23 protein-coding genes are annotated in these 24,408 nt (G+C 63.5%); 9 read left to right on the forward strand and 14 right to left on the reverse strand.

Annotated elements, in window-relative coordinates:
• Positions 1-46: 46 nt before the first annotated feature.
• The 3 genes from N7650_RS09205 to N7650_RS09215 form a co-directional block, all read right to left on the reverse strand.
• Positions 47-613 (reverse strand): hypothetical protein, encoded by a 567-nt coding sequence (locus N7650_RS09205; protein ID WP_279897942.1) that lies wholly within the window; start codon positions 611-613, stop codon positions 47-49.
• A 78-nt stretch (positions 614-691) separates the two neighbouring features.
• Entirely contained in the window at positions 692-1,939 is a 1,248-nt protein-coding gene (locus N7650_RS09210) for a ribonucleotide-diphosphate reductase subunit beta (protein WP_009398010.1), read from the reverse strand.
• 173 nt (positions 1,940-2,112) lie between these two features.
• Entirely contained in the window at positions 2,113-5,016 is a 2,904-nt protein-coding gene (locus N7650_RS09215; protein WP_279897944.1) for a ribonucleoside-diphosphate reductase subunit alpha, read from the reverse strand.
• A gap of 766 nt (positions 5,017-5,782) precedes the next feature.
• On the opposite strand from N7650_RS09215, the gene N7650_RS09220 reads away from it, so the two are divergent.
• Together N7650_RS09220 and N7650_RS09225 are read left to right on the forward strand one after the other, a co-directional pair.
• On the forward strand, positions 5,783-6,508 hold the full coding sequence (locus tag N7650_RS09220; RefSeq protein WP_009398006.1) for a response regulator transcription factor: 726 nt from the start codon (positions 5,783-5,785) through the stop codon (positions 6,506-6,508).
• A complete protein-coding gene (locus tag N7650_RS09225) occupies positions 6,505-8,115 on the forward strand; it encodes an ATP-binding protein (protein WP_279897945.1) in 1,611 nt (536 codons plus the stop codon). Before N7650_RS09220 ends, N7650_RS09225 begins: the two co-directional genes overlap by 4 nt.
• A gap of 3 nt (positions 8,116-8,118) precedes the next feature.
• Here N7650_RS09225 and N7650_RS09230 read toward each other — a convergent pair whose 3' ends face one another.
• Both N7650_RS09230 and N7650_RS09235 read right to left on the reverse strand, forming a co-directional pair.
• Positions 8,119-8,820, reverse strand: a complete 702-nt coding sequence (locus N7650_RS09230) for a 4'-phosphopantetheinyl transferase superfamily protein (RefSeq protein ID WP_279897946.1) — start codon at positions 8,818-8,820, stop codon at positions 8,119-8,121.
• A gap of 185 nt (positions 8,821-9,005) precedes the next feature.
• Complete coding sequence (locus tag N7650_RS09235; RefSeq protein ID WP_279897948.1) at positions 9,006-9,794, reverse strand: dienelactone hydrolase family protein; 789 nt, start codon at positions 9,792-9,794, stop codon at positions 9,006-9,008.
• A gap of 148 nt (positions 9,795-9,942) precedes the next feature.
• Here N7650_RS09235 and N7650_RS09240 point away from each other — a divergent pair, with 148 nt between their 5' ends.
• From N7650_RS09240 to N7650_RS09255, 4 genes are all read left to right on the forward strand, one after another.
• Positions 9,943-10,542, forward strand: coding sequence for an outer membrane beta-barrel protein (locus tag N7650_RS09240; protein ID WP_009397998.1), 600 nt, complete (start codon positions 9,943-9,945; stop codon positions 10,540-10,542).
• 81 nt (positions 10,543-10,623) lie between these two features.
• Positions 10,624-11,301, forward strand: a complete 678-nt coding sequence (locus tag N7650_RS09245) for a response regulator (RefSeq protein WP_009397996.1) — start codon at positions 10,624-10,626, stop codon at positions 11,299-11,301.
• Positions 11,298-12,644 (forward strand): ATP-binding protein, encoded by a 1,347-nt coding sequence (locus N7650_RS09250; protein WP_064305028.1) that lies wholly within the window; start codon positions 11,298-11,300, stop codon positions 12,642-12,644. Before N7650_RS09245 ends, N7650_RS09250 begins: the two co-directional genes overlap by 4 nt.
• A gap of 277 nt (positions 12,645-12,921) precedes the next feature.
• Positions 12,922-14,250, forward strand: a complete 1,329-nt coding sequence (locus N7650_RS09255; RefSeq protein ID WP_009397990.1) for a dicarboxylate/amino acid:cation symporter — start codon at positions 12,922-12,924, stop codon at positions 14,248-14,250.
• 159 nt (positions 14,251-14,409) lie between these two features.
• On the opposite strand, the gene N7650_RS09260 is transcribed toward N7650_RS09255, so the two are convergent.
• Positions 14,410-14,904, reverse strand: a complete 495-nt coding sequence (locus tag N7650_RS09260) for a SprT family zinc-dependent metalloprotease (protein ID WP_009397989.1) — start codon at positions 14,902-14,904, stop codon at positions 14,410-14,412.
• A gap of 128 nt (positions 14,905-15,032) precedes the next feature.
• On the reverse strand, positions 15,033-15,632 hold the full coding sequence (locus N7650_RS09265) for a Yip1 family protein (protein WP_009397988.1): 600 nt from the start codon (positions 15,630-15,632) through the stop codon (positions 15,033-15,035).
• Positions 15,633-15,902: 270 nt separating this feature from the next.
• On the opposite strand from N7650_RS09265, the gene ttcA reads away from it, so the two are divergent.
• Together ttcA and N7650_RS09275 are read left to right on the forward strand one after the other, a co-directional pair.
• Complete coding sequence (gene ttcA, locus N7650_RS09270) at positions 15,903-16,727, forward strand: tRNA 2-thiocytidine(32) synthetase TtcA (RefSeq protein ID WP_009397987.1); 825 nt, start codon at positions 15,903-15,905, stop codon at positions 16,725-16,727.
• A gap of 3 nt (positions 16,728-16,730) precedes the next feature.
• Complete coding sequence (locus N7650_RS09275; RefSeq protein ID WP_009397986.1) at positions 16,731-17,402, forward strand: DNA-3-methyladenine glycosylase I; 672 nt, start codon at positions 16,731-16,733, stop codon at positions 17,400-17,402.
• 99 nt (positions 17,403-17,501) lie between these two features.
• On the opposite strand, the gene N7650_RS09280 is transcribed toward N7650_RS09275, so the two are convergent.
• From N7650_RS09280 to arsC, 3 genes are read right to left on the reverse strand one after another with little or no spacing between them, the layout of a single operon-like run.
• On the reverse strand, positions 17,502-17,918 hold the full coding sequence (locus N7650_RS09280; protein WP_279897950.1) for a DUF2069 domain-containing protein: 417 nt from the start codon (positions 17,916-17,918) through the stop codon (positions 17,502-17,504).
• Positions 17,911-18,516 (reverse strand): NAD(P)H:quinone oxidoreductase, encoded by a 606-nt coding sequence (gene wrbA / locus N7650_RS09285; protein ID WP_064305024.1) that lies wholly within the window; start codon positions 18,514-18,516, stop codon positions 17,911-17,913. The genes N7650_RS09280 and wrbA overlap by 8 nt, the downstream gene beginning before the upstream one ends.
• Positions 18,513-18,866, reverse strand: coding sequence for an arsenate reductase (glutaredoxin) (gene arsC, locus N7650_RS09290; RefSeq protein WP_279897951.1), 354 nt, complete (start codon positions 18,864-18,866; stop codon positions 18,513-18,515). Before arsC ends, wrbA begins: the two co-directional genes overlap by 4 nt.
• An 86-nt stretch (positions 18,867-18,952) precedes the next feature.
• Between arsC and N7650_RS09295 the strand changes: the two genes are divergently transcribed.
• Positions 18,953-19,417 carry a TlpA disulfide reductase family protein gene (locus tag N7650_RS09295; protein WP_009397982.1) on the forward strand — a complete coding sequence of 155 codons (465 nt, stop codon included), beginning with the start codon at positions 18,953-18,955 and terminating at the stop codon, positions 19,415-19,417.
• A 144-nt stretch (positions 19,418-19,561) separates the two neighbouring features.
• On the opposite strand, the gene N7650_RS09300 is transcribed toward N7650_RS09295, so the two are convergent.
• From N7650_RS09300 to N7650_RS09315, 4 genes are all read right to left on the reverse strand, one after another.
• Entirely contained in the window at positions 19,562-19,951 is a 390-nt protein-coding gene (locus N7650_RS09300) for an META domain-containing protein (RefSeq protein ID WP_240160440.1), read from the reverse strand.
• Between the two features lie 11 nt (positions 19,952-19,962).
• Complete coding sequence (locus N7650_RS09305; RefSeq protein WP_009397979.1) at positions 19,963-20,400, reverse strand: hypothetical protein; 438 nt, start codon at positions 20,398-20,400, stop codon at positions 19,963-19,965.
• Between the two features lie 30 nt (positions 20,401-20,430).
• Positions 20,431-21,420 carry a 2-hydroxyacid dehydrogenase gene (locus N7650_RS09310; RefSeq protein WP_279897953.1) on the reverse strand — a complete coding sequence of 330 codons (990 nt, stop codon included), beginning with the start codon at positions 21,418-21,420 and terminating at the stop codon, positions 20,431-20,433.
• A 66-nt stretch (positions 21,421-21,486) separates the two neighbouring features.
• On the reverse strand, positions 21,487-24,240 hold the full coding sequence (locus tag N7650_RS09315; RefSeq protein WP_279897954.1) for a response regulator: 2,754 nt from the start codon (positions 24,238-24,240) through the stop codon (positions 21,487-21,489).
• Between the last annotated feature and the right edge of the window lie 168 nt (positions 24,241-24,408).

A 24,408-nucleotide genomic window follows, 5' to 3' on the forward strand; every position in this document is an offset into this window, starting at 1 on the left:
GGAAACTGCACGGGTCAATAATTTAATTGTAGGATTTTTCCCAAATTTAAGGCCTTAACTCTTTGGCGATATCTGCTGCTCTACGAAATGCTGCATCTTGAACTACCCATTGCACAGCTGATCGATAAAAAGCCAGTCCTGCCAACATAAAATCTATACGGTTACCGTTGGTCCCGAAGCTGATTTTTTGGTTTGGGAACTTTACGGGGAGCTCAATGTAAAGCTTTTCTAGAGGAACGAAATTTACATCAATTTCAGAAAGCTTATTTACACATCGCGCCATTTCTTTAAGATCACCGTCGTTTATTGAGGTGTCGGGTTTGTGCGCTAGTTTATTCCTGATGGCGTTTATCTGATGAATCACTCTAGCCAAGGGTAAAGGCAGGCCGAGGGCTGTGGCTATAGATAGCTTAGTTCCGAAGTCTCGAGGTTCTTTTACATATTTTGAGATCTCACCTTGTGTTTTTTCTGAAATATAGAAAGAAAGTATGCTTTCAGTCGCAAGGTGAAATCTCAGTACAGAGCCCAGTTCGTCATCGGTCTCGGCAGCCATGGTCAATATTGAGATGTTAGCCAGTGCGGAGGTATCTATGTCCCAAGGTGAAAATCTCATTAGTTTTGACCTCCATTTCGTTCTCCGTTTCACTCAAGTAATAAAAAAGGCTGCCTATCGGCAGCCTTTCATTTTCACTCAATCCCAGCTCAACGCCCCACCCGTCTGATACTCGATCACCCGCGTCTCGAAGAAGTTCTTCTCCTTCTTCAAGTCCATGATCTCGCTCATCCACGGGAACGGGTTGGTAGTGCCTGGATATTCTTCCTTCAGGCCAATCTGCGACAGGCGACGGTTGGCGATGAACTTGAGGTAGTCCTCCATCATCGCGGCGTTCATGCCCAGCACGCCGCGTGGCATGGTGTCGCGTGCGTATTCGATTTCCAGTTGGGTGCCCTGCAGGATCATCTGCGAGGCTTCTTCCTTCATTTCGGCATCCCACAGGTGCGGGTTTTCGATCTTGATCTGGTTGATCACGTCGATACCGAAGTTCAGGTGCATGGATTCGTCACGCAGGATGTACTGGAACTGCTCGGCAACGCCGGTCATCTTGTTGCGACGGCCCATGGAGAGGATTTGGGTGAAGCCGCAGTAGAAGAAGATGCCTTCCAGGACGCAGTAGTAGGCGATCAGGTTGCGCAGCAGTTCCTTGTCGGTCTCTACGGTGCCGGTCTTGAATTCCGGGTCGGAGATCGAGCGGGTGTAGCGCAGGCCCCAGGCGGCCTTTTTCGCGACCGACGGGATCTCGTGGTACATGTTGAAGATCTCGCCTTCATCCATGCCCAGCGACTCGATGCAGTACTGGTAGGCGTGGGTGTGGATCGCTTCCTCGAAGGCCTGGCGCAGGATGTACTGGCGGCATTCGGGGTTGGTGATCAGGCGGTATACGGCCAGCGCGAGGTTGTTGGCAACCAGGGAGTCGGCGGTGGAGAAGAAGCCGAGGTTGCGCATGACGATGCGACGCTCGTCGTCGGTCAGGCCTTCCGGGCTCTTCCACAGGGCGATGTCCGCAGTCATGTTGACCTCTTGCGGCATCCAGTGGTTGGCGCAGCCGTCGAGGTATTTCTGCCAGGCCCAGTCGTACTTGAACGGGACCAGCTGGTTGAGGTCGGCGCGGCAGTTGATCATGCGCTTTTCATCGACCGCGACACGGGCAGCGGAGCCTTCCAGCTCGGCCAGGCCTTCGGCGATGTCCAGTTCGTCCAGCGCAGCCTTGGCGCGGACCACCGCAGCCGAGTCGTTGGCGGTGACGGCGCGGGCTTCGAGGGCGGCAGCGCCACCGGCGCTGTCCAGCTTGTCGATGCCGGCAGCAGCGGAGTGGCCGGCAGCGCCGGTCTTGGCGACGGCTTCGCCGTCTTCTTTGTCGAATTCGTCCCAGCTCAGCATGGTGGGGTCTCCTGCTTGAGGGCCATGTTCAAAGTATGGCCGGTGGATCTTGGTTGCGTTGCTTGCGTCGGGGTACAGCAGTGCACGCAAAATCTGAGTGCCGAAGCGCAGGCTTCGGTTTTGTTGTTTCTGGCCCAGGCAACGAGGCGCCCCGCAGGACGCCTCGATTCACCTTACTGGCAGGCCTCGCAGTCCGGCTCGTCGATGGCGCAGGCCTTCGGCACTGGCGCTGGAGCCGGTTCTGCCGCCGGTGCGGCCTTGGCCTGGACCGGTGCGCTGCTGTCGCCACCACTGGACACGGCGTTGAGCTTGCCGGTGGTGATGGTCGACTTCTCGGTGCTGGTCGCGGCCAGGGCACGGAGGTAGTAGGTGGTCTTCAGGCCACGGTACCAGGCCATGCGATAGGTCACGTCGAGCTTCTTGCCCGAAGCGCCGGCGATGTACAGGTTCAGCGACTGTGCCTGGTCGATCCACTTCTGGCGGCGGCTGGCGGCGTCGACGATCCACTTGGTTTCCACTTCGAAGGCAGTGGCGTACAGATCCTTCAGCTCTTGCGGGATACGCTCGATCTGCTGCACGGAACCGTCGTAGTACTTCAGGTCGTTGATCATGACCGAGTCCCACAGGCCGCGGGCCTTGAGGTCGCGAACCAGGTACGGGTTGATCACGGTGAATTCGCCGGACAGGTTCGACTTCACGTACAGGTTCTGGTAGGTCGGCTCGATGGACTGCGATACGCCGGTGATGTTGGCGATGGTCGCGGTCGGCGCGATGGCCATGATGTTCGAGTTGCGGATACCTTTCTGCACGCGCTCGCGGACCGGTGCCCAGTCCAGGGTCTCGTCCAGGTTGACGTCGATGTACTTGGCGCCACGGGCTTCGATCAGGATCTGTTGCGAATCCAGCGGCAGGATGCCCTTGGACCACAGCGAACCCTGGAAGGTCTCGTAGGCGCCGCGCTCGTCGGCCAGGTCACAGGACGCCTGGATGGCGAAGTAGCTCACTGCTTCCATGGAACGGTCGGCGAACTCGACGGCCGCGTCGGAACCGTAGGCGATGTGCTGCAGGTACAGTGCATCCTGGAAGCCCATGATGCCCAGGCCGACCGGACGGTGCTTGAGGTTCGAGTTGCGAGCCTGCGGCACGGAGTAGTAGTTGATGTCGATCACGTTATCCAGCATGCGCACGGCGGTGTGCACGGTGCGCTGCAGCTTGGCGTGGTCGAGCTTGCCGTCGACGATGTGGTTCGGCAGGTTGATCGAGCCCAGGTTGCAGACCGCGATCTCGTCCTTGTTGGTGTTCAGGGTGATCTCGGTGCACAGGTTCGAGCTGTGGACCACGCCCACGTGCTGCTGCGGGCTGCGCAGGTTGCACGGGTCCTTGAAGGTCAGCCATGGGTGGCCGGTCTCGAACAGCATCGAGAGCATCTTGCGCCACAGGTCCTTGGCCTGGATGGTCTTGAACACCTTGATCTTGTTGTACTCGGTCAGGGCTTCGTAGTACTCGTAGCGCTCTTCGAAGGCCTTGCCGGTCAGGTCGTGCAGGTCCGGCACTTCCGATGGCGAGAACAGGGTCCACTTGCCGTCTTCGAAGACGCGCTTCATGAACAGGTCAGGGATCCAGTTGGCAGTGTTCATGTCGTGGGTACGACGACGATCGTCACCGGTGTTCTTGCGCAGCTCGATGAATTCTTCGATATCGAGGTGCCAGGTTTCCAGGTAGGCGCAGACCGCGCCCTTGCGCTTGCCGCCCTGGTTGACCGCGACAGCGGTGTCGTTGACCACTTTCAGGAACGGCACGACGCCTTGCGATTTGCCGTTGGTGCCCTTGATGTAGGAGCCCAGCGCGCGCACCGGAGTCCAGTCGTTGCCCAGGCCACCGGCGAATTTCGACAGCATGGCGTTGTCGTGGATCGCATGGTAGATGCCCGACAGGTCGTCCGGGACGGTGGTCAGGTAGCAGCTCGACAGCTGTGGACGCAGGGTACCGGCGTTGAACAGGGTCGGGGTCGAGGCCATGTAGTCGAAGGACGACAGCAGGTTGTAGAACTCGATCGCACGGGCTTCACGGTCTTTCTCGCCGAGGGCCAGGCCCATGGCGACGCGCATGAAGAACACCTGCGGCAGCTCGAAGCGCACGCCGTCCTTGTGGATGAAGTAGCGGTCGTAGAGGGTCTGCAGGCCGAGGTAGGTGAACTGCTGGTCGCGCTCGTGGTTGATCGCCTGGCCGATGCGCTCCAGGTCGAAGCTGGCCAGGGCCGGGTCGAGCAGCTCGTATTCCACGCCCTTGGCGATGTAGGCCGGCAGCGCCTTGGCATACAGGTCGGCCATCTCGTGGTGGGTGGCGCTCTCGGCGACCTCGAGGAAGCCCAGCGCTTCTGCGCGCAGGGTGTCCATCAGCAGGCGGGCGGTGACGAAGGAGTAGTTCGGCTCGCGCTCGACCAGGGTACGGGCGGTCATCACCAGGGCGGTGTTAACGTCCTTGATGGCCACGCCGTCGTAGAGGTTCTTCAGGGTTTCGCGCTGGATCAGGTCGCCATCGACTTCGGCCAGGCCTTCGCAGGCTTCGGAAATGATGGTGTTCAGGCGGTTCATGTCCAGTGGCGCAAGGCTGCCGTCGGCCAGGGTGATGCGGATGCTCGGGTGCGGCTGCACCACGGCGTCGCTGCTGCCACGGTTGGCGCGCTCGCGGGCGCGCTGTTCGCGGTAGATCACGTAGTCGCGGGCGACTTTCTGCTCGCCGGCACGCATCAGGGCCAGTTCGACCTGGTCCTGGATTTCCTCGATGTGGATGGTGCCGCCGGACGGCATGCGGCGCTTGAAGGTGGCGGTGACCTGCTCGGTCAGGCGCGCGACGGTGTCGTGGATGCGCGACGAGGCGGCAGCGGTGCCGCCTTCAACTGCGAGGAACGCTTTGGTGATGGCAACGGTGATCTTGTCGTCGGTGTAGGGAACGACAGTGCCGTTGCGCTTGATCACGCGCAGTTGGCCGGGGGCGGTCGCTGCCAGATCCTGGGTCGAATCGGCGGCCTGCGGCGCCTTGGCCTGCGGGTTCTCGCGAGTTGTGTCGGTGTGCATGGGTGTCTCCACGTTCTCTATGTTTATTCAGGCGCCGGATAGGCACCCACCGTTCCATCCAAAGGTCCGACAGGCATCTGCCGCAGGCGTGCCTCGAAAGCACTCGCGCCGCGACAGGGCGTGCACCCGACTTCGGGACGGATCAGGAAAAAGGGGCATTCGCATGCCGCTCCCTGGCCGAAGTCAAAAGTCTTGGGTCGCCGACCCAAAATCTGTTGCTGTGCGGATGCGCGGCACTGGCCGGCGCCATCCATACCCGGAACAACGCCCTCTGAGGGCTTGCAACGGTCGCCTCCGCAGGAGCGGTTTGGCTGCTGAAATCACCTAAAGTTCAAGCAAAAAAAACAGCCACTGAAAGGCTTGAGTTCGATGCTTGACTTGTGCTTGGGATTTTGATGAAAACCCAAGATGTAGTGTTTTGCTGTGAGTGAGATACAAGATAATGCGGTATCGACCCTATTGCAAGGCGACGATCTGTGGATAACTTGTGTGTAGTTTGTGAGTGAAACTGGACAAAACGCTGTAGGCCGCGTCCTATCGGGAGAAGACCGCCTGTCATCCTTTTTTCATGTAGGAAAAGGCGACAGAGGATTTTTTGCGGGCGCGAACCCTATCACAAAAAGCACCCTCCACAGCGATCGCTGGCAGGCAAATTGCGTGCCCATTGCAAGCGGTTGGCAGTGCCCGGGGTGCCACGTAGTATCCGCTGCCGATGTTGCCTTTTGGCGACGGGATTCCAATAACAACGAAACGCAGGAGTGGGGCCGTGGAGCAGCGAAGCTGTCAGGTATTGATCGTCGAGGATGACCAGCGTCTTGCCGAGCTGACCCGCGAATACCTTCAGGCCAACGGTTTCAGCGTCGAGGTCGAGGGCGACGGGGCCAAGGCCGCCGCGCGCATCATCAACCAGCAGCCGGACCTGGTGATCCTCGACCTGATGCTTCCCGGCGAAGACGGTCTGAGCATCTGCCGCAAGGTGCGCCAGCGCTATCCGGGGCCGATCCTCATGCTCACCGCACGCAGCGATGACCTCGACCAGGTCCAGGGCCTCGACCTTGGCGCCGACGACTATGTGTGCAAGCCGGTGCGCCCGCGCCTGCTGCTGGCGCGGATCAACGCCCTGTTGCGCCGGGCCGAGCCGCCTGCGGTCGAAGAACAGTTGCGCAGCGTGCAGTTCGGCCCGCTGCGGGTCGATAACACCTTGCGCGAAGCCTGGCTGGGCGATGCCGTCATCGAGCTGACCGGCGCCGAATTCGACCTGCTCTGGCTGCTGATCAGCAACGCCGGGCGCATTCTTTCCCGGGAAGAGATCTTCACTTCCCTGCGCGGCGTCGGCTACGACGGCCAGGACCGTTCCATCGACGTCCGTATCTCGCGCATCCGTCCGAAGATCGGCGACGACCCGATCCATCCACGGATGATCAAGACCATCCGCAGCAAGGGCTACCTGTTCGTGCGCGAGGCCGCCGAGACGCTGGATCGCAACCCATGAACTCGATCTTCCTGCGCATCTACGGCGGAATGCTCGCCGTGCTGGTGCTGGTGGCGGTCCTCGGTACCCTCAGCCTGCACCTGCTCAACGAAGTGCGCGCCGGACAGTACCGCGAGCGCCTGGCCCACGGCACCTTCACTCTGATGGCCGACAACCTGGCACGGATGAACGGCGTCGAGCGTACCCGTGCCCTGGCCCTGTGGGAGCGCCTGCTGGGGATTCCGCTGGCCGTGCAGACCAGCGCCGATGCCCATCTCGATGGTAGCCAGCGCACCCGCCTGCAACGCGGCCAGGTGCTGGTGGAGCATCTTGGTCCGCACCAGGCCCGGGTGGTCAGCCAGCTCAAGGGCCGTGACCTGGTGCTGACCGGCGAAGTGCAGCAGATCAGCGAGCAACTGGCCCGGGCCACCATCTACCTGCTGGTGGACGAACTGGTGCGCTACCCGGTGGCCGAGCAGGCCCGGCGTCTGGCAGAACTGAAAGAGAGCAAGGGCTTCGGGTTCGACCTGCGCCTGCTGGCGCAAGGCAACGCGGATATGGATGACGACCAGCGTCGCCGGGTCGAGGAGGGCGATACGGTGATGGCCCTGGGCAAGGACGGCGATTCGATCCGGGTTTTCGCCGGGATCGCCGGTACGCCCTGGGTCCTGGAAATCGGCCCGCTGTACCAGATGAACCCTTATCCGCCGCAACTGCTGGTGCTGATCGCCGTGCTCGGGTTGAGCCTGATCGGCCTGGTCGTCTACCTGCTGGTGCGGCAACTGGAACGGCGCTTGTCGCAGGTCGAAGTGGCCGCTACCCAGATCGCCCAGGGCAGCCTGGACACCCGGGTGGTCGCAGAGGGTGCCGATTCGGTGGGGCGCCTGGCCGAGGCTTTCAATGGCATGGCCGAACACCTGCAACGCTCGCTGACCATCCAGCGCGAGCTGGTGCGTGCCGTTTCCCATGAGCTGCGCACCCCCGTGGCGCGGCTGCGCTTCGGCCTGGAAATGATCGCCAGTGCCAGTACCGAGCAGGCCCGGGACAAGCACCTGGCCGGGATGGACAGCGATATCCAGGACCTCGACAAGCTGGTGGACGAGATGCTCATGTACGCCCGCCTCGAGCAGGGTGCGCCAGCCCTGCATTTCCAACGGGTCGACCTCGATGCGTTGCTCGATCAGGTGATTGCCGAGCTGGCCCCGTTGCGGCGTGAGGTGCAGGTACTGCGCGGTGCCTCACAGGGCAGCGGCGAGGGCGCCTGGGTGGAGGCCGAGCCGCGCTACCTGCATCGGGCCCTGCAGAACCTGGTGAGCAATGCCATGCGCCACGCCGAGGCGCAGGTCGTCCTCAGTTATCAACTGGGCCTGCAGCGCTGCCGCATCGATGTCGAGGACGACGGCCCGGGCGTGCCGGAAAGTGCCTGGGATCGGATCTTCACCCCCTTCACCCGGCTCGACGACAGCCGCACCCGCTCTTCCGGCGGGCATGGCCTGGGCCTGTCGATCGTCCGGCGGATCATCTACTGGCACAACGGTCGGGCCCTGGTGGGCCAGAGCCAGCGGCTTGGCGGCGCCTGTTTCAGCCTGAGCTGGCCGCGAGAGCAGCCGGGGCCGGGCGGAGAATGAAGATCAGACCGCGATCAGGCTGAGTACCTGATCGCCCATGCAGCAGAACTGGCCATGCATTTCGCGGCCGTGGTGCCAGTGCTCGGACAGGTTGGCGAGCAGGCGCAGGCGGGCGGAGCCGTCGTCGGACCATTCCAGCACTTCGGCGTGTTCGAAGTAGAAGCGCTTGAGCACCAGCGGATAGAGGGCCTTGAACAGGCTTTCCTTGAGCGAGAAGGTCAGGGTCACGCCCAGGCTCTGGCGGGCCGGGTCGAGACGCTGGAGTTCGTCTTCAGTGAGGATTTCCTTCGCCAGGCGTGCGGCGCGCTCGTTGTCGAGCAGGGTCTCCTGGTCGAGGCCGAGGCCCTGGCAGTCCTTTTTGTGGGCGACCACGGCGGCGGCCCAACCCTTGCCATGGGTAATGGAGCCGGTGATATCGGCGGGCCAGATCGGCGCGCGGTCGTCGCCGGTGGGCGGCACGTAGAGACGCCCATCCAGATGCTGCAGGGCGGCGCGGGCGCAGGCCCGGCCGGCCAGGTACTCGGCCTGGCGCTTGGCGACCGAGCGCTGCAGGGCGGGCGTCTGTTCGATCGCGGCGCGCTGGAAGTCGTCGGCGCGCAGGGCGGCCGGGTCGAAGGTGCAACTGACCAGTTGCGCGCCGGGGACCGGGCGGGGCAGGGGCCAGTGGTGCTGGAGGGGGGAGCAGCAGGCGGGGAGTCGGTTCATGGCGGGTATTGTGCCGTGGGCCATGCTGGCTGGATAGGCCGATACCTAACCCTGTGGGAGCTGGCTTGCCAGCGATAGCGTTCGACCAGACACAGATGTTGTCACTGATGGCCTCATCGCTGGCAAGTCGGGGCGCCGAACCGCAGCTCCCACAGGGGTTGTGGTGTGGCTAAGATCGGGGTCGCTCAGAAGATCTTCTTGAAGAACGCCTGCAGATCCGCCCACGAACTTTCGTCCGCGGCCTTGTTGTAGCCGATGTCCGGCCCGCCATGTTCGCCATGGCTCAAGCGATCGGCATCCGGATTGGTAAATCCGTGCTTGGCCCCCTGGATGCTGACGAACTCATAGGTCGCGCCGGCTGCGTCCATTTCCTTCTTGAAGTCCAGCACCTGCTCCGGGGTGACCATGCTGTCCGCCGCGCCATGTTCCACCAGGATCCTGGTCTTCACGCTACCGCGCGTCGCTGGCGTGCTGGTCACCAGCGCACCGTGGAAACTCGCCACGCCGGACAGCGATTCCCCGCGCCGTGCTGCGTCCAGCACCACCTTGCCGCCGAAGCAATAGCCGATGGCAGCGATCCGCGCCTTGTCGGTTTGCGGTTGCAGCTTGAGCAGTTCGACACCTGCATCGAAACGCCTGGCCGCCGCCGCCGGGTCCTTGAGCGCCGCCTGCATGAAGCCCATGGCATCCGCCGGGTGCTCGGTGTTCTTGCCGTCGCCATACATATCGATGGCCAGTGCGCTGTAGCCCAGGGCGGCGAGGTCGCGGGCGCGGCGCTTGGCGTAGTCGTTCAGCCCCCACCATTCGTGCACCACCACCACGCCCGGCACCGGGCCCTTCACCGCATCGTCGTAGGCGTAATAACCGATCAGGCGCTTGCCGTCGGCGTCCTGATAAGGAATCTCGCGGGTCTGCACGGCGGCCTGGGCCAGCCCGGCGGCGCCCAGCAGGGCGGCAGCAAGCAATAAACGCATGATCGGTACTCCTGTTCTCTGAATCATGGATAAGCGAAACATCGATGACGTTCAGCCCCGGTTCAGGCGGGGTTCAGCCGCGGTTCAGGGCCGGGTTCCTACTCTAGCCTCCACACCTCAACCGCGCATCACCCTGGAGAACATCATCATGAAAAGCCTCAATACCCTGCTGGCCGCACTGACCGTCCTCGGCGCGAGCATGAGCGTCCAGGCCGACGATACCTTCGCCGGCCTCACCTATGGCCAGACCAGCGACAAGGTCCGCAAGTCCAGCGGCCTGGAGCAGAACCTCGGCAACCAGAACACCGATGGCATCATCGGCAAGGACGATACCTGGGGCGTGCGCCTCGGCCGGATCAACGACGACGGTCGCTACTACGCCACCTACGACAACGTTTCCGGCACCCACAACGGCCTTAAATTGCGTCAGGAGAATCTGCTCGGCAGCTACGATCTGTTCTACCCGCTGGGTAGCAGCACCAAGCTGTTCGGCGGCGCCAGCGCCGGCCTGACCAAGCTGACCCAGGACTCTCCGGGCGCCAGCCGCGACAGTGATATCGGTTATGCAGTCGGCCTGCAGGGCGGCGTGCTCCAGCAGGTCAGCGATAACGCCTCGGTGGAGCTGGGCTACCGTTACCTGCGCAGCAACGCCAGTACCGACCTGGGCGAGCGCGGCGAGAGCAAGCAAGGGGCGCTGCGCCTGACCAGCAGTGCACAGACCTACCTCTCGGCCAACTACAGGTTCTGAGCCCATGTTGCCTGAGCCGGCCCCATCGAGCAGGGCCGGTTCGCTGTTATGCTGCGTAACGCATTGCCAAGGGAGAAACCGATGAAATTGCTGGTGGTCGAGGACGAAGCGCTGCTGCGCCACCACCTCCAGACCCGCTTGACCGAGAGCGGCCATGTGGTCGAAGCCGTGGCCGACGCCGAGGAGGCGTTGTACCAGGCCGGGGAGTTCAACCATGACCTGGCCATCGTCGACCTCGGCCTGCCGGGGATGAGCGGCCTGGAGCTGATCGGCCGCCTGCGCGCCCTCGACAAGACCTTCCCGATCCTGATCCTGACCGCCCGCGGCAACTGGCAGGACAAGGTCGAGGGATTGGCTGCCGGGGCCGACGACTACCTGGTCAAGCCGTTCCAGTTCGAAGAGCTGGAGGCCCGCCTCAATGCCTTGTTGCGCCGCTCCAGCGGTTTCACCCAGGCCACCATCGTCGCTGGCCCGCTGCGCCTGGACCTCAACCGCAAGCAGGCGGTTCTGGACGAACAGCCGCTGGCGCTGACCGCCTACGAATACCGCATCCTTGAATACCTGATGCGCCATCACCAGCAGGTGGTCGCCAAGGAGCGGCTGATGGAACAGCTCTACCCCAACGACGAGGAACGCGACCCCAACGTCATCGAAGTGCTGGTCGGTCGCTTGCGGCGCAAGCTCGAAGGCGATTGCGGCTTCAAGCCGATCGATACCGTGCGGGGCCTGGGCTACCTGTTCACCGAGCGCTGCCGGTGATCCGTTCCCTGCGGGTGCGGCTGATGCTGGCGGCGGCGGTGCTGGCGCTGCTGTTCATGCTGGCGCTGCTGCCGGCGTTGCAAAAAACCTTCAGCCTGGCCTTGCAGGAGTCCATCGAGCAGCGCCTGGCTTCGGACGTGACCACGCTGATTTCCGCCGCCCGGGTGGAAAACAATCGCCTGAGGATGCCGGTACTGCTGCCGGACGAACGCTTCAACCTTCCCGACAGCCGCCTGCTCGGCTACATCTATGATCGCGACGGGCGGCTGGTCTGGCGCTCGCGGGCCACCGCCAACGAAAACATCAACTATCAGCCGCGCTATGACGGGCGTGGCAACGAATTCGCGCGAATCCGCCAGGACGACGGCGAGGAATTCTTCGTCTACGACGTCGAGGTCAAGCTGCTCGGCGGCAAGAGCGCCGCATTCAGCATCGTTGCCCTGCAGCCGGTACGTGAATACCGGCAAACCCTGGATGGCCTGCGGGAAAAGCTCTATCTCGGTTTTGGTGCCGCCCTGCTGGTGCTGATGCTGCTGCTCTGGGCCGGATTGACCTGGGGCCTGCGCTCGCTGCGGCGAATGACCGTGGAGCTGGACGAGATCGAATCCGGCGCCCGTGAAGGGCTCAGTAGCGAGCATCCACGTGAGCTGCTGCGCCTGACCCGTTCCCTCAACCGCCTGCTGCGCAGCGAGCGCGAGCAGCGCGGGCGCTATCGCGACTCGCTCGGCGACCTGGCCCACAGCCTGAAAACCCCGTTGGCGGTATTGCAGGGCGTCAGCGAGGGCATGGCCCAGCGTCCGGCGGACCGCGAGCAGGCGCGGGTCCTGCAAGGCCAGATCGAGCGCATGAGCCAGCAGATCGACTATCAGTTGCAGCGCGCCAGCCTGCGCAAGAGCGGCCTGGTGCGTCACCAGGTGCACCTGCGACCGATGCTCGACAGCCTGTGCGGGACGCTGGCCAAGGTCTACCGCGACAAGCAGGTCGCGGTCGGTTACGACATGCCCGACGATGCACGGGTGCCGATGGAGCAGGGCGCCTTGATGGAATTGCTCGGCAACCTGCTGGAGAACGCCTGGCGCCTTTGCCTGGGCCAGGTGCGTATCGGCCTGCGCGAAGTCGATGGCGCGCTGGAACTGAGCATCGAGGACGATGGCCCCGGCGTACCGCCGGACCAGCGCGAGCGCATCCTCCAGCGTGGCGAACGGCTCGACCGCCAGTACCCGGGGCAGGGTATCGGGCTGGCTGTGGCCAAGGACATCATCGATAGCTACGACGCGCGCCTGACCCTTGGGGACTCCTCCCTCGGCGGCGCCGCCTTCCGTATCCGCTTCACTTCCGACTGACGGCGGGCGGATATCCGCCAACCTGGCCTGGCGAAATTCCGCCCCGGGCGGAAATCCGCCAACTCATGCCCATCGCGTGCCACCTGTTTGTGCGAGAAAGTCCCGTAAATGCGGGCGTTGCACCGCAAAAGCGCAAATTGGCATCGGGCTTGCTATGAAGCTCGCAGAGTTCTGCCACGCAGCTCGACACAACAAATCCCTCCAATGCAGGAGGGTTCGCGATTCAGGTACCCCGCGTCCTGGGAAGGACCGGCCGGTGCCCTTGAGGAACATAGCCATGACGACAGCCCGTCAGCCACTGTACAAATCGCTTTATATCCAGGTGTTGGTAGCGATCACCATCGGTATCCTCCTCGGCCATTACTACCCTGAAGCCGGCGTTGCCCTGAAACCCCTGGGTGACGGCTTCGTCAAACTGATCAAGATGGTCATCGCCCCCATCATCTTCTGTACGGTGGTGAGCGGTATCGCCGGCATGCAGAGCATGAAATCGGTGGGCAAGACCGGCGGCTACGCGCTGCTGTACTTCGAGATCGTTTCTACCATCGCCCTGATCATCGGCCTGGTCGTGGTCAACGTGGTCAAGCCGGGCGCCGGCATGCACATCGACGTGTCCACCCTGAACGCCAGCAGCGTGGCCGCCTACGCCGCCGCCGGTGCGCAGCAGACCACCGTCGGCTTCCTGCTCAACATCATCCCTGCCACCGTAGTCGGTGCCTTCGCCAACGGCGACATCCTGCAAGTGCTGATGTTCTCGGTGATCTTCGGCTTTGCCCTGCATCGCCTGGGTTCCTACGGCAAGCCGCTGCTGGAAATGATCGACCGCTTCGCCCATGTCATGTTCAACATCATCAACATGATCATGAAGCTGGCCCCGATCGGCGCGTTCGGTGCCATGGCCTTCACCATCGGCCAGTACGGCGTGGGTTCGCTGGTGCAACTGGGCTACCTGATGGCCTGCTTCTACATCACTTGCGTGCTGTTCATCCTGGTCATCCTTGGCGGTATCGCGCGTGCCCACGGCTTCAGCGTCCTCAAGCTGATCCGCTACATCCGTGAAGAGTTGATGATCGTGCTGGGTACTTCCTCCTCGGAGTCCGCCCTGCCACGCATGCTGACCAAGATGGAGCGCCTGGGTGCGAAGAAATCCGTGGTTGGCCTGGTGATCCCGACCGGCTACTCGTTCAACCTCGACGGTACCTCGATCTACCTGACCATGGCCGCGGTGTTCATCGCCCAGGCCACCGACACCACCATGGACATCACCCACCAGATCACCCTGCTGCTGGTGCTGCTGGTTGCCTCCAAAGGTGCTGCGGGCGTTACCGGTTCGGGCTTCATCGTCCTGGCGGCAACCCTGTCGGCCGTAGGTCACCTGCCGGTTGCCGGCCTGGCCCTGATCCTCGGCATCGACCGCTTCATGTCCGAAGCCCGTGCCCTGACCAACCTGATCGGCAACGCCGTGGCGACCGTGGTCGTGGCCAAGTGGGTCAAGGAACTGGACGAAGACAAGCTGCACAAGGAACTGGATTCCGGTGGTTCGCCACTGGTTGAAAGCCGTCCGGTCGACGACCTGGGCGTAGCTGAAGGTCCTGCCGTTCGCTAAGCCTTCTGCTTGACGCAAAAAAGCCCATCTTCGGATGGGCTTTTTCATTTGTGCTGTCCTCTCGGCCCCTATCGCTGGCAAGCCAGCTCCCACAGGGTCAGCACAAACCTTGAGACTTGTGCAGTATCTGTGGGAGCTGGCTTGCCAGCGATGAGGCCCTCATTCCACCCTCACTTCCCCGGTGAACACGAGGGTCTGCCGGCACCGCCGACACAAATATCGCCGTCCCTTGCGCACCAACCCATGGCGCTGCGCCGAGAACGGGAAATCACTCCCCGCACACGGACACCGGTAGATATACCGGGTCACCGTGCGCCGCTGCACTTCATAGTTGTGGCAACGATTCGGCGGCAGTTCATACACGCCACGCATGATCAACTGCCATTCTTCGCCATGGGGCTGGATACGGTCACCGAACAATTGATGGGCAACCAGGTGCGCGACCTCGTGGGCCACGGTCTGGCGCAAAAAGTCCTCGGCATTCTCGCGGTACAGCTGCAGGTTGAAGCGCAGCAGGTTCTCGTGCAGGTGGGCGACACCGGCTTTCTGCCCGCGCAGCTTGAAGCTGACCTCGGGGCGTTGGAAGGGACGTTTGAAAAAGGCTTCTGCTTGCTTGTAGCAGTCTTCGACGCGGGTTTTGAGCAGCTCTGGCATGCGTGACGGTACTCCTGAGGCGGCCGATTATGCCGCAACCGCCGAAGCGCTGCCGAGACCGCCCGTCTGCACGCGAAAGCGGGCCGCCCGAAGGCGGCCCGCGGTGTTGCCCCTATGCTGGCATCTTTCTAATTGGTGTAGACCGGTCCCACCCCCAGTCCCCAGGTGATCACGGTAAAGGCCATGATGGCGACCAGCACCACCAGCCCCACCGCCAGCACCGAGCTGGAGAACAGGAAGCCTTCGTCCGACGGAATGTTCATGAAGGTCGGCAACCCGACATACAGCAGGTACACCGTGTAGCAGATGGCTGCCGTGCCGACGATCATCCCCAGCCACAGGTGTGGATAGAGCGCCGCCAGGCCGCCGATGAACAGCGGGGTGGCGGTGTAGGTAGCGAACGCGATGCATTGCGCCAGGCTCGGGTTGGCATCGTAGGTGCGTGCCATCCAGTGGATGAACGCGCCCATGACCGCGACGCCGGCAAGCATGGCGATGTACGACATCAGGGTCATCCACAGGGCGCTGTCCATGGTCAGCATGACCGGTGCGCGCTCGCCGATGACCCAGCCGACCTGGGTGGTGCCGATGAACGCCGATACCGCAGGGATGGCTGCCAGTATCAGGGTGTGGGTGAGGTACATGTGGCTGATGGTTTCTTCTTCGCCACGGATTTCCCGCCATTCCTGGTCAGGATGGGTGAACAGCCCAACAACGTGATGGATCATGCCAATCACTCCTACGCCGTTTCCAATCGCCCCCCAGTGGAGCGCTTGCTAGCCCGCAAGGCACGGGCCGGACAGGACAGGCCGCTATCGTTGCGGTCTTATGTCGCAGTATAGGAAGGCGTTCGTCGCACAAATCCGCTTTTTTAGAGCAAATCGCGCTCTAAGCGCCGTGCTTGATTTCCTTGCAGTCTTTATCGGATGGGTCTGTGTCGCGCGGCGGTTTGTGCGTAAAATACGCGCCTTTTGTCACACCTCGCGGATTCAAGCGCCATGGGCACCCTTTCGGTCAATCAGAACAAGCTGCAGAAACGCCTGCGCCGTCTCGCCGGCGAAGCCATCACCGACTACAACATGATCGAGGATGGCGACAAGGTCATGGTCTGCCTGTCCGGCGGCAAGGATAGCTACACCATGCTCGACGTTCTGCTGCACTTGCAGAAAGTGGCGCCGATCAAGTTCGAGATCGTGGCGGTGAACATGGACCAGAAGCAGCCCGGCTTCCCCGAGGAAGTGCTGCCGGCCTACCTGAAGACCCTGGGCATCGAGTACCACATCGTCGAAAAGGACACCTACTCGGTGGTCAAGGAGCTGGTCCCGGAGGGCAAGACCACCTGCTCGCTGTGCTCGCGCCTGCGCCGCGGCACCCTGTACACCTTCGCCGACGAGATCGGCGCGACCAAGATGGCCCTCGGTCACCACCGCGACGATATCGTCGAAACCTTCTTCCTCAACATGTTCTTCAACGGGACCATGAAGGCCATGCCGCCCAAGCTGCGGGCCGACGATGGCCGCAACGTGGTGATCCGTCCGCTGGCCTACTGCTCGGAGAAGGACATCCAGGCCTACTCGGACATGAAGGAATTCCCGATCATCCCGTGCAACCTCTGCGGCTCCCAGGAAAACCTGCAGCGCCAGGTGGTCAAGGAGATGCTGGTGGAGTGGGAGCGCAAGTCACCCGGGCGGACCGACAGCATCTTCCGCAGCCTGCAGAACGTGGTGCCGTCGCAACTGGCCGACCGCAACCTGTTCGACTTCACCAGCCTGCGCATCGACGAAACCGCGGCCCCGCGTTTCCTCGACGTGCTGAATATCTGACCCATGCGCGACTATCAATGGCTGCATGAGTATTGCCTGAACCGCTTCGGCTCCGCCGCTGCGCTGGAAGCGTACCTGCCGCAACCGAAGACTTCGGCGCAATTGCGCGCGATCAGTGACGACCGCTACCTCTCGACCCTGGCCTTGCGCGTGTTTCGTGCCGGGCTCAAGCACAGCCTGGTGGACGCCAAGTGGCCGGCGTTCGAGCAGGTGTTCTTCGGCTTCGACCCGGAGAAGGTCGTGCTGATGGGCGCCGAGCACCTGGAGCGGTTGATGCAGGACACCCGCCTGATCCGCCATCTGGGCAAGCTCAAGAGCGTGCCGCGCAATGCGCAGATGGTGCTGGATGTGCAGAAGGAGAAGGGCAGCTTCGCGGCGCTGATCGCCGACTGGCCGGTGACCGATATCACCGGGTTGTGGAAGTACCTGGCCCGGCATGGCAACCAGTTGGGCGGGCTGTCGGCGCCGCGGTTCCTGCGGATGATGGGCAAGGATACGTTTATCCCGACCGACGACATGTCGGCGGCGTTGATCGCCCAGGAGGTGATCGACAAGAAGCCGACCAGCTTGAAGGACCTGGCGCAGGTGCAGGCCGCTTTCAATCAGTGGCATGCCGAAAGTGGCAGGCCGCTGTGCCAGTTGTCGGTGATGCTGGCGCATACCGTCAATCACTGATGGTGTTCTTGAGGGCCTCATCGCTGGCAAGCCAGCTCCCACAGGTACTGTGTTCGCCGGACCTGTGGGAGCTGGCTTGCCAGCGATAGGGCCTTCAAATCAAGCCGATCCTTCCCCTGCCATCCTGCGATCCAGCTGAAACCGCCAGCGGATATACAGCAGCGCACTGACGAACAACGTCAGGCTGATCACCACTTCCAGCCAGCCGAACAGCGCCCGCGCCGGGTCGAAGGCCGCTTCCACCCCGGTGATGAAGTACAGGTTGAGCACGAAGCACATCCACGCATGGGCCCGCGCGCTGCCGCCGATCATTCCCGGCGCCACCAGCGCCAACGGCAGCAGTTGCACGCCCAGGATCACCCAACTGCGTGCACCGTGCAGGTCGGTGAAGAACAGCGTATTGACCACCAGCAACAGCACCAGGCTGGCGAAGGCCGCCAGGCTCAGGGCGCGGGTCAGGCGCACCCGCGGCTCCAGCCATTGCATCGGCGGCAGGATCTTCGGCTTTTTAGCCACGCCCGTTCTCCAGCCGTTTCGCGGTGCTCGCCAGGCGCTGGCCGAGTGCGCGGCACAGGGCGATTTCGTCGGCATCCAGGTCGCGCTTGCCATCGGCGCCGGCATGGTGGCTGGCGCCATAGGGCGTGCCGCCGCCTCGGGTCTCGATCAGCGCCGACTCGCTGTAGGGCAGGCCCATGATCAGCATGCCGTGGTGCATCAGCGGCAGCAGCATCGACAGCAGGGTCGATTCCTGGCCACCGTGCAGGCTGGCGGTGGAGGTGAACACCGCCGCCGGCTTGCCCACCAGGCCGCCGCTCAGCCACAGGCTGCTGGTGCCGTCGATGAAGTACTTGAGCGGCGCGGCCATGTTGCCGAAGCGGGTCGGGCTGCCCAGGGCCAGGCCAGCGCAATTGCGCAGATCGTCGAGGGTGGCGTAAAGCGCGCCGGTCTCCGGGATCGACGGCGCTACCGCTTCGCATTCGGTGGAGATCGCCGGCACCGTGCGCAACCGGGCTTCCAGGCCGGCCAGCTCGACGCCGCGGGCGATCTGCCGGGCCATTTCGCTGGTGGAGCCGTGGCGGCTGTAATAGAGGATCAGGATGTAGGGCTGGCTCACGACAGGATCTCCAGCACTTTTTCCGGCGGACGACCGATCACCGCCTTGTCGCCAGCCACCAGGATCGGCCGCTCGATCAGCCTGGGATGCTCGACCATGGCGGCGATCAGTTGTGCATCGGTCAGGGCCGGGTTGGCCAGGCCGAGGCTGGTGTACTCGTCTTCACCGCTGCGCAGCAGCTGGCGCGCGCCGATGCCCAGCTTGCCGAGCAGGGCCTTGAGGGTTGCCGCGTCCGGCGGGGTTTCCAGGTAGCGCACGACGGTGGGCGCGAGGCCCCGTGCTTCGAGCAGTTCCAGGGCACCGCGGGACTTGGAGCAGCGCGGGTTGTGGTAAAGCGTCAGGTCGGTCATGTCAGGGTCGCATCCGGCTGTGAGTGGCGGGTATTCTAACCGCAGCAAACCGGCATTTTGCCTGAATCTTGAAGAAGGATTGACCCATGACAAGGCGTTTGGCAGCAGCCCTGGCCATCAGCATGAGCCTGATGCTCGGTGGTTGCGGTGCGGACTACGGCCTGGACCAGAACGGCAACACGGTGAAAGCCGAGCAACTCGACGGGCGCTGGGTGGTGCTCAACTACTGGGCTGAATGGTGCGGCCCGTGCCGGGTGGAGATTCCCGAACTGAACCAGTTCGCCCAGGAATGGCAGGGCCAGGGTGTGACCGTGGTCGGGGTGAACTTCGACGGGTTGCAGGGCGAGGAACTGAAGAAATCCGTGGACACCATGGGCATCGGCTTCACCGTACTGGCCCAGGACCCGGCCGAGCGCTACGACCTGCCGCGCAGCGAAGGCTTGCCGGTGACCTACATCATCGACGACAAGGGCAAGGTGCGTGAGCAGTTGATGGGCGAGCAGACGAAGGCGGGGCTGGTGGAGAAGATCAAGGCGCTCAAGGGCGCCTGATCAGTTCTTGCAGGCGACACATGACCCCTGTGGGAGCTGGCTTGCCAGCGATAGCGGTGGTGAATTCACTACAGTCATCGCTGGCAAGTCGGGGCGCCGAACCGCAGCTCCCACAGGGTTTTGTGCAGGCTTTGAGAGTCGAGATCAGCCTTCTTCCGGCCAGAACCGCAGCGGCTTGCCCTCGGCCGGCCAGAACCTGACCTGCTCGATCGGCGAGATATCCCAGCGCTCCACCTTGGCCAGCGCTTCCAGGAAGCGCTTCTCCTGCTCCATCAGCGCCGGTGCACAGAGTTTGCGCGTGCTGCCGATGGTGCCGAAGCTTAGCTTGTCACCCTGCAGGCTGTACTGGGCGAACCAGTGGTTGCAGCCGGCATTGCCATAGGCCCGGCCATCATCGGCGAGGGTCAGGGTCAGGTGGCTGTAGTCCATCAGCGGACGTTCGCCGATCCACTCCAGCACGTAGCTGCGTTCCTTTTGCAGCTTTACCGGCTCGGCTGCGCAGCCCGCCAGGGCCGCCAGCAGCGCGCCGCTCATCAGCAACTTGTTCACTGCGCCTGCTCCCGGCATTTCGGGCACAGGTGCTTGTCACCCTTGGTCGCCCAGCCCAGTTCGGCAATCCGCGCCACGGCGGCTGGTTGCTGGGCTTTCTTGCCCAGCTTGGCGTCTACCGCGAACTCGAATTCGAGCTCGGCATCGCAGCTGTTGCACTCTACTTTCCATTGGTGAATGGCCAGCTCGCCGAAGGCCGGGCCATTGGCCGTGGCGACCCATTGGCCGCGTGGGTTGATCAGGTGGCGGACGCTGTCCACGGCCAGGCGCATCGACAGGTCCTTGCTGCCCTTGAGGGTGACCAGCAGGACGTCGCCTTTCTGGATCGAGCCGCCGTTGCCGGTAACCTGGTAACGGCCCGGCGCTAGCGCGCGGCATTCGATCAGGGTGTGTTGCGGGTTGAAGAGGGTGTAGCGGAAATCGTGTTCGACCATGGGGCCTCCAAATTTGCCGCGTATCCTACCCTATCCCTCCACCAGATTCTGCGGCGTACCGACCATCCATCGGGCGATGTTGTCCAGGGTGGTGGCGGCGATGGCGGCCAGCGCCTCGTGGGTCAGGAAGGCCTGGTGCGCGGTGACGATCACGTTGGGGAAGGTCAGCAGCCGCGCCAGTACGTCATCCTGCAGCGGCTGGTCGGAGCGGTCCTCGAAGAAGATCTGCGCTTCCTCCTCGTAGACGTCCAGGCCCAGGTAGCCCAGGTGGCCGCTTTTCAGTGCCTCGATCAGCGCCGGGGTGTCTACCAAGGCGCCGCGTCCGGTGTTGATCAGCATGGCGCCGGGCTGCAGTTCGGACAGGCTTTCGATATTGATCAGGTGCCGGGTCTGCGGGGTCAGCGGGCAATGCAGGCTGATGATATTGGCCTGGCGCAGCAGCTGGTCCAGCGGCAGGTAGCGTGCGCCCAGAGCCTCGACGTGCGGGTTCGGATACGGATCATGGGCCAGCAGCTGGCAGCCGAAACCGGCCATGATCCGCGCGAAGGCCAGGCCGATCTGCCCGGTGCCGACCACGCCCACGGTCTTGCCGTGGAGGTCGAAGCCGGTCAGCCCATGCAGGCTGAAATCCCCTTCGCGGGTGCGGTTGTAGGCGCGGTGCAGGCGGCGGTTCAGGGCGAGGATCAGCGCCACCGCATGTTCGGCAATGGCATGCGGGGAATAGGCCGGGACCCGGGTCACGCTCAGGCCCAGGCGTCGCGCCGCCGCCAGGTCGACATGGTTGTAGCCGGCCGAGCGCAGGGCGATCAGGCGCGTGCCGGCCGCGGCCAGGCGCTCCAGCACTGGCGCCGAGAGGTCATCGTTGATGAAGGCGCAGACCACTTCATGACCGGCGGCGAGGGCGGCGGTGTCCTCGTTCAGGCGGGCGGGCTGGAAGTGCAGCTCCAGCCCGTCCACCGCGCGGGCGGCGGTGAAGCTGTTCTGGTCGTAGGACTGGCTGCTGAAAAACAGGACGCGCATCGTTCATGCTCCCTAACGGTCGAACCGCCAGTGTAGCCAAGTGGCGTCCTGGCGCCTTGCCCTGGGTCAGGCGCTCTGGCGTGCGACGTGCGTCAGCCGGTCGATGGCCCGCTCCAGGTCGTCGAGGGCCTGCTGGGCTTGCGGGTCGTCCTGCTTCAACAGCGTTTCGCTGCGCTGGCAGGCCGCACGCAATTGCGGCACGCCACAGTAGCGGGTGGCGCCATTGAGCCGGTGCACGCGCTCGATGGTCGCCGCGCGGTCGCCGGTATCGCGGGCGGCGCGGATGGCGTGGCGGTCCGACTCCAGCGAGGCCAGCAGCATCGCCAGCATGTCCGCCGCCAGGTCCGGCTTGCCGGCGGCCAGGCGCAGGCCTTCCTCCGGGTCCAGCACCTTCAGTTCGCTGCCGCCGTAAGCACTGCTGCTGCTGCGTTCGTCACGGGTAACGTGGACGGTCAGCCCGGTCCATTTCTGCACCACCTGGGCCAGTTGCCGGTCGCTGATCGGCTTGGTCAGGTAGTCGTCCATGCCGCTGTGCAGCAGGGCGCGCTTTTCATTGGCCATGGCGTGGGCGGTAAGGGCGACGATGGGCAGCGCCTGGCCGCCGTGACCGGCTTCCCAGCGGCGGATCTGCTCGGTGCATTCGCGACCGTCCATGCCCGGCATCTGCACGTCCATCAGCACCAGGTCGAAACTGTCCTGCTGCACGGCCTGGAGCGCCGCCTTGCCGCTGTCCACCGCCAGTACCTCGGCGCCCAGGTCTTCCAGCAGGGTTTGCACCAGCAGCAGGTTGGCCGGGTTGTCATCGACACACAGCACCTTTGGCAGGCGCTGGCCCGGTATTGCCTTGAGCTCGCCTTGGCTGCGCCGCGGCTGGACCAGTTCGAGCAGGGCGCGGCGCAGTTTGCGCGTGCACGCCGGCTTGGCGTGCAACTGGCCATGGGCGTTGGGCAGGAACGGGTGATACAGGGTCTGCTCGGTGGTCGGGCACAGCACCAGGGCCTGGCAGGCGAACCGCTCCAGGCGCTGGATCAACTGGCCGAGGCTTTCCGGAGCCATGTCGTGCAGGTTGACGCCAAGCACCGCCAGCTCGAACGGCTGCCCGGCCAGATGGGCGGCCTCGACCGCGCCAAGCAGTTGCTCGGGAGTGCCGAAGGTGCTGACCGCCAGGCCGCAATCCTCCAGTTGATGCTCCAGCGCCTGGCGCGCCAGTTCGTGGTTGTCGGTGATCGCCGTGCGTCGTTGGTGCAGGGCCGGCAGCGGTTGGTCCTCGGTGGTATCGCGGGCCCGTGGCAGGCTCAGGCTGATCCAGAACTGCGAACCTTCTCCCGGCGTGCTGTCGACACCGATCTCGCCACCCATCTGCTCGATCAGGCGCTTGGAGATCACCAGGCCCAGCCCGGTACCGCCGGCCTGGCGCGACAGCGAGTTGTCGGCCTGGCTGAACGCCTGGAACAGGGCCCGCACATCCTGGGCCGAGAGGCCGATCCCGGTGTCCTGGATGCAGATGCGCAACTGCACCGAGTCTTCGCGCTCGTCCTCGAGCATGGCGCGGGCGACGATGGTGCCCTCGCGGGTGAACTTGATCGCGTTGCTGACCAGGTTGGTAAGGATCTGCTTCAGGCGCAGCGGGTCGCCGATCAGCGACAGCGGCGTGTCCCGGTAGACCAGGCTGACCAGCTCCAACTGCTTGGCATGCGCCTGCGGCGCGAGGATGGTGAGCGTGTCCTGGATCAGGTCGCGCAGGTTGAACGGAATGCTCTCCAGCACCAGCTTGCCGGCCTCGATCTTGGAAAAGTCGAGGATCTCGTTGATGATCCCCAACAGGCTGTCGGCAGACTTCTCGATGGTACCGAGATAGTCATGCTGGCGCGGGGTCAGCTCGCTTTTCTGCAATAGATGGGTGAAGCCCAGGATACCGTTGAGCGGCGTGCGGATCTCATGGCTCATGTTGGCAAGGAACTCGGATTTGATCCGACTCGCCTCGATCGCTTCCTTGCGCGCCATGTCCAGCTCGATGTTCTGGATCTCGATGGTTTCCAGGTTCTGCCGCACGTCCTCGGTGGCCTGGTCGATGCTGTGCTGCAACTCTTCGTGGGCGCTGTGCAGGGTCTCGGCCATGCGGTTGATACCGGCGGCCAGCTCGTCCAGTTCATAGCTGCCCATGCTCGGCAGGCGCTCTTCAAGGTTGCCGTCCTTGAGCTGACTGACCGCGTGCTTGATTTGCCCGATCGGGCCATTGATCGCCCGGCTCATGCGCAGAGCGATCAGGGTGGTCGCCATCAGCCCGAGCAGGATCAGCAGCAGGCTGGCGAACAGCGCCCGATAACCGCGCAGCAATGTGCTGCCGTGGGATATCTCGATCTCGACCCAGCCCAGCAGGCGATCGGTTTCATGGGGCACGGGGTCGTCGGCCAGGTCCCGATGATGGCCGAACACCGGCAGCAGGTAGCGGGTGGCATCGCTGCCGGAGCGCTGGAGCATCTGCGTACCGCCACCGGCCGGCGGCATGTTGAGCATGCTCGGCCCGGCGTGGGCGAGGCTGCCGCGGTCGGGGCTGAGAAAGGACACGGCGCGGACATCAGTCTGTTCCAGGGTCTGCGCGGCGATGCGTTCCAGTTGCGCGCGATCCTTTCGTGCCAGGGCCGGGCCCGCAAGGGGCGCCAGGCTCTCGGTAATCATCTGTCCGCGCTGGAGCAACTGGGTCTGCAGTTCGTTCTGCTGCAGCCAGGTGAAATAGCCGCCAAGCACCAGGGCCATGGTCCCGGCGGGCACCACGGCGAGCAGCAGCACGCGGGTCCTGATTCCAAATCGATTCAGCACGCCCGGTCTCCTGTGTCTGCGCGGCGCTGTATGGACAGAAAGCTACCGCGTGTATCGAGGTATTGCACTGGTTAATCGCTCCGTGATGAACCCTCCCTTGTACCCGGATCGGGTTGCCTGGGGAAAGCAATTGCTAAATAATCGCGCGATTGAGAATCGCTAGCAGCC

Origin of the sequence: Pseudomonas sp. GD04058, assembly GCF_029836855.1 — a bacterium.
Classification (GTDB): domain Bacteria; phylum Pseudomonadota; class Gammaproteobacteria; order Pseudomonadales; family Pseudomonadaceae; genus Aquipseudomonas; species Aquipseudomonas bharatica.

Coding starts and splice junctions, on each gene's coding strand:
- N7650_RS09275 (WP_009397986.1), top strand. CDS start 16,731: ATGCGCGACTATCAATGGCTGCATGAGTATTGCCTGAACCGCTTCGGC.
- N7650_RS09230 (WP_279897946.1), bottom strand. CDS start 8,820: ATGAACCGACTCCCCGCCTGCTGCTCCCCCCTCCAGCACCACTGGCCC.
- arsC (WP_279897951.1), bottom strand. CDS start 18,866: ATGACCGACCTGACGCTTTACCACAACCCGCGCTGCTCCAAGTCCCGC.
- N7650_RS09205 (WP_279897942.1), bottom strand. CDS start 613: ATGAGATTTTCACCTTGGGACATAGATACCTCCGCACTGGCTAACATC.
- N7650_RS09310 (WP_279897953.1), bottom strand. CDS start 21,420: ATGCGCGTCCTGTTTTTCAGCAGCCAGTCCTACGACCAGAACAGCTTC.
- N7650_RS09300 (WP_240160440.1), bottom strand. CDS start 19,951: ATGAGCGGCGCGCTGCTGGCGGCCCTGGCGGGCTGCGCAGCCGAGCCG.
- N7650_RS09255 (WP_009397990.1), top strand. CDS start 12,922: ATGACGACAGCCCGTCAGCCACTGTACAAATCGCTTTATATCCAGGTG.
- N7650_RS09210 (WP_009398010.1), bottom strand. CDS start 1,939: ATGCTGAGCTGGGACGAATTCGACAAAGAAGACGGCGAAGCCGTCGCC.
- N7650_RS09260 (WP_009397989.1), bottom strand. CDS start 14,904: ATGCCAGAGCTGCTCAAAACCCGCGTCGAAGACTGCTACAAGCAAGCA.
- N7650_RS09245 (WP_009397996.1), top strand. CDS start 10,624: ATGAAATTGCTGGTGGTCGAGGACGAAGCGCTGCTGCGCCACCACCTC.
- N7650_RS09215 (WP_279897944.1), bottom strand. CDS start 5,016: ATGCACACCGACACAACTCGCGAGAACCCGCAGGCCAAGGCGCCGCAG.
- N7650_RS09265 (WP_009397988.1), bottom strand. CDS start 15,632: ATGATCCATCACGTTGTTGGGCTGTTCACCCATCCTGACCAGGAATGG.
- ttcA (WP_009397987.1), top strand. CDS start 15,903: ATGGGCACCCTTTCGGTCAATCAGAACAAGCTGCAGAAACGCCTGCGC.
- N7650_RS09235 (WP_279897948.1), bottom strand. CDS start 9,794: ATGCGTTTATTGCTTGCTGCCGCCCTGCTGGGCGCCGCCGGGCTGGCC.
- N7650_RS09240 (WP_009397998.1), top strand. CDS start 9,943: ATGAAAAGCCTCAATACCCTGCTGGCCGCACTGACCGTCCTCGGCGCG.
- N7650_RS09305 (WP_009397979.1), bottom strand. CDS start 20,400: ATGGTCGAACACGATTTCCGCTACACCCTCTTCAACCCGCAACACACC.
- N7650_RS09295 (WP_009397982.1), top strand. CDS start 18,953: ATGACAAGGCGTTTGGCAGCAGCCCTGGCCATCAGCATGAGCCTGATG.
- N7650_RS09225 (WP_279897945.1), top strand. CDS start 6,505: ATGAACTCGATCTTCCTGCGCATCTACGGCGGAATGCTCGCCGTGCTG.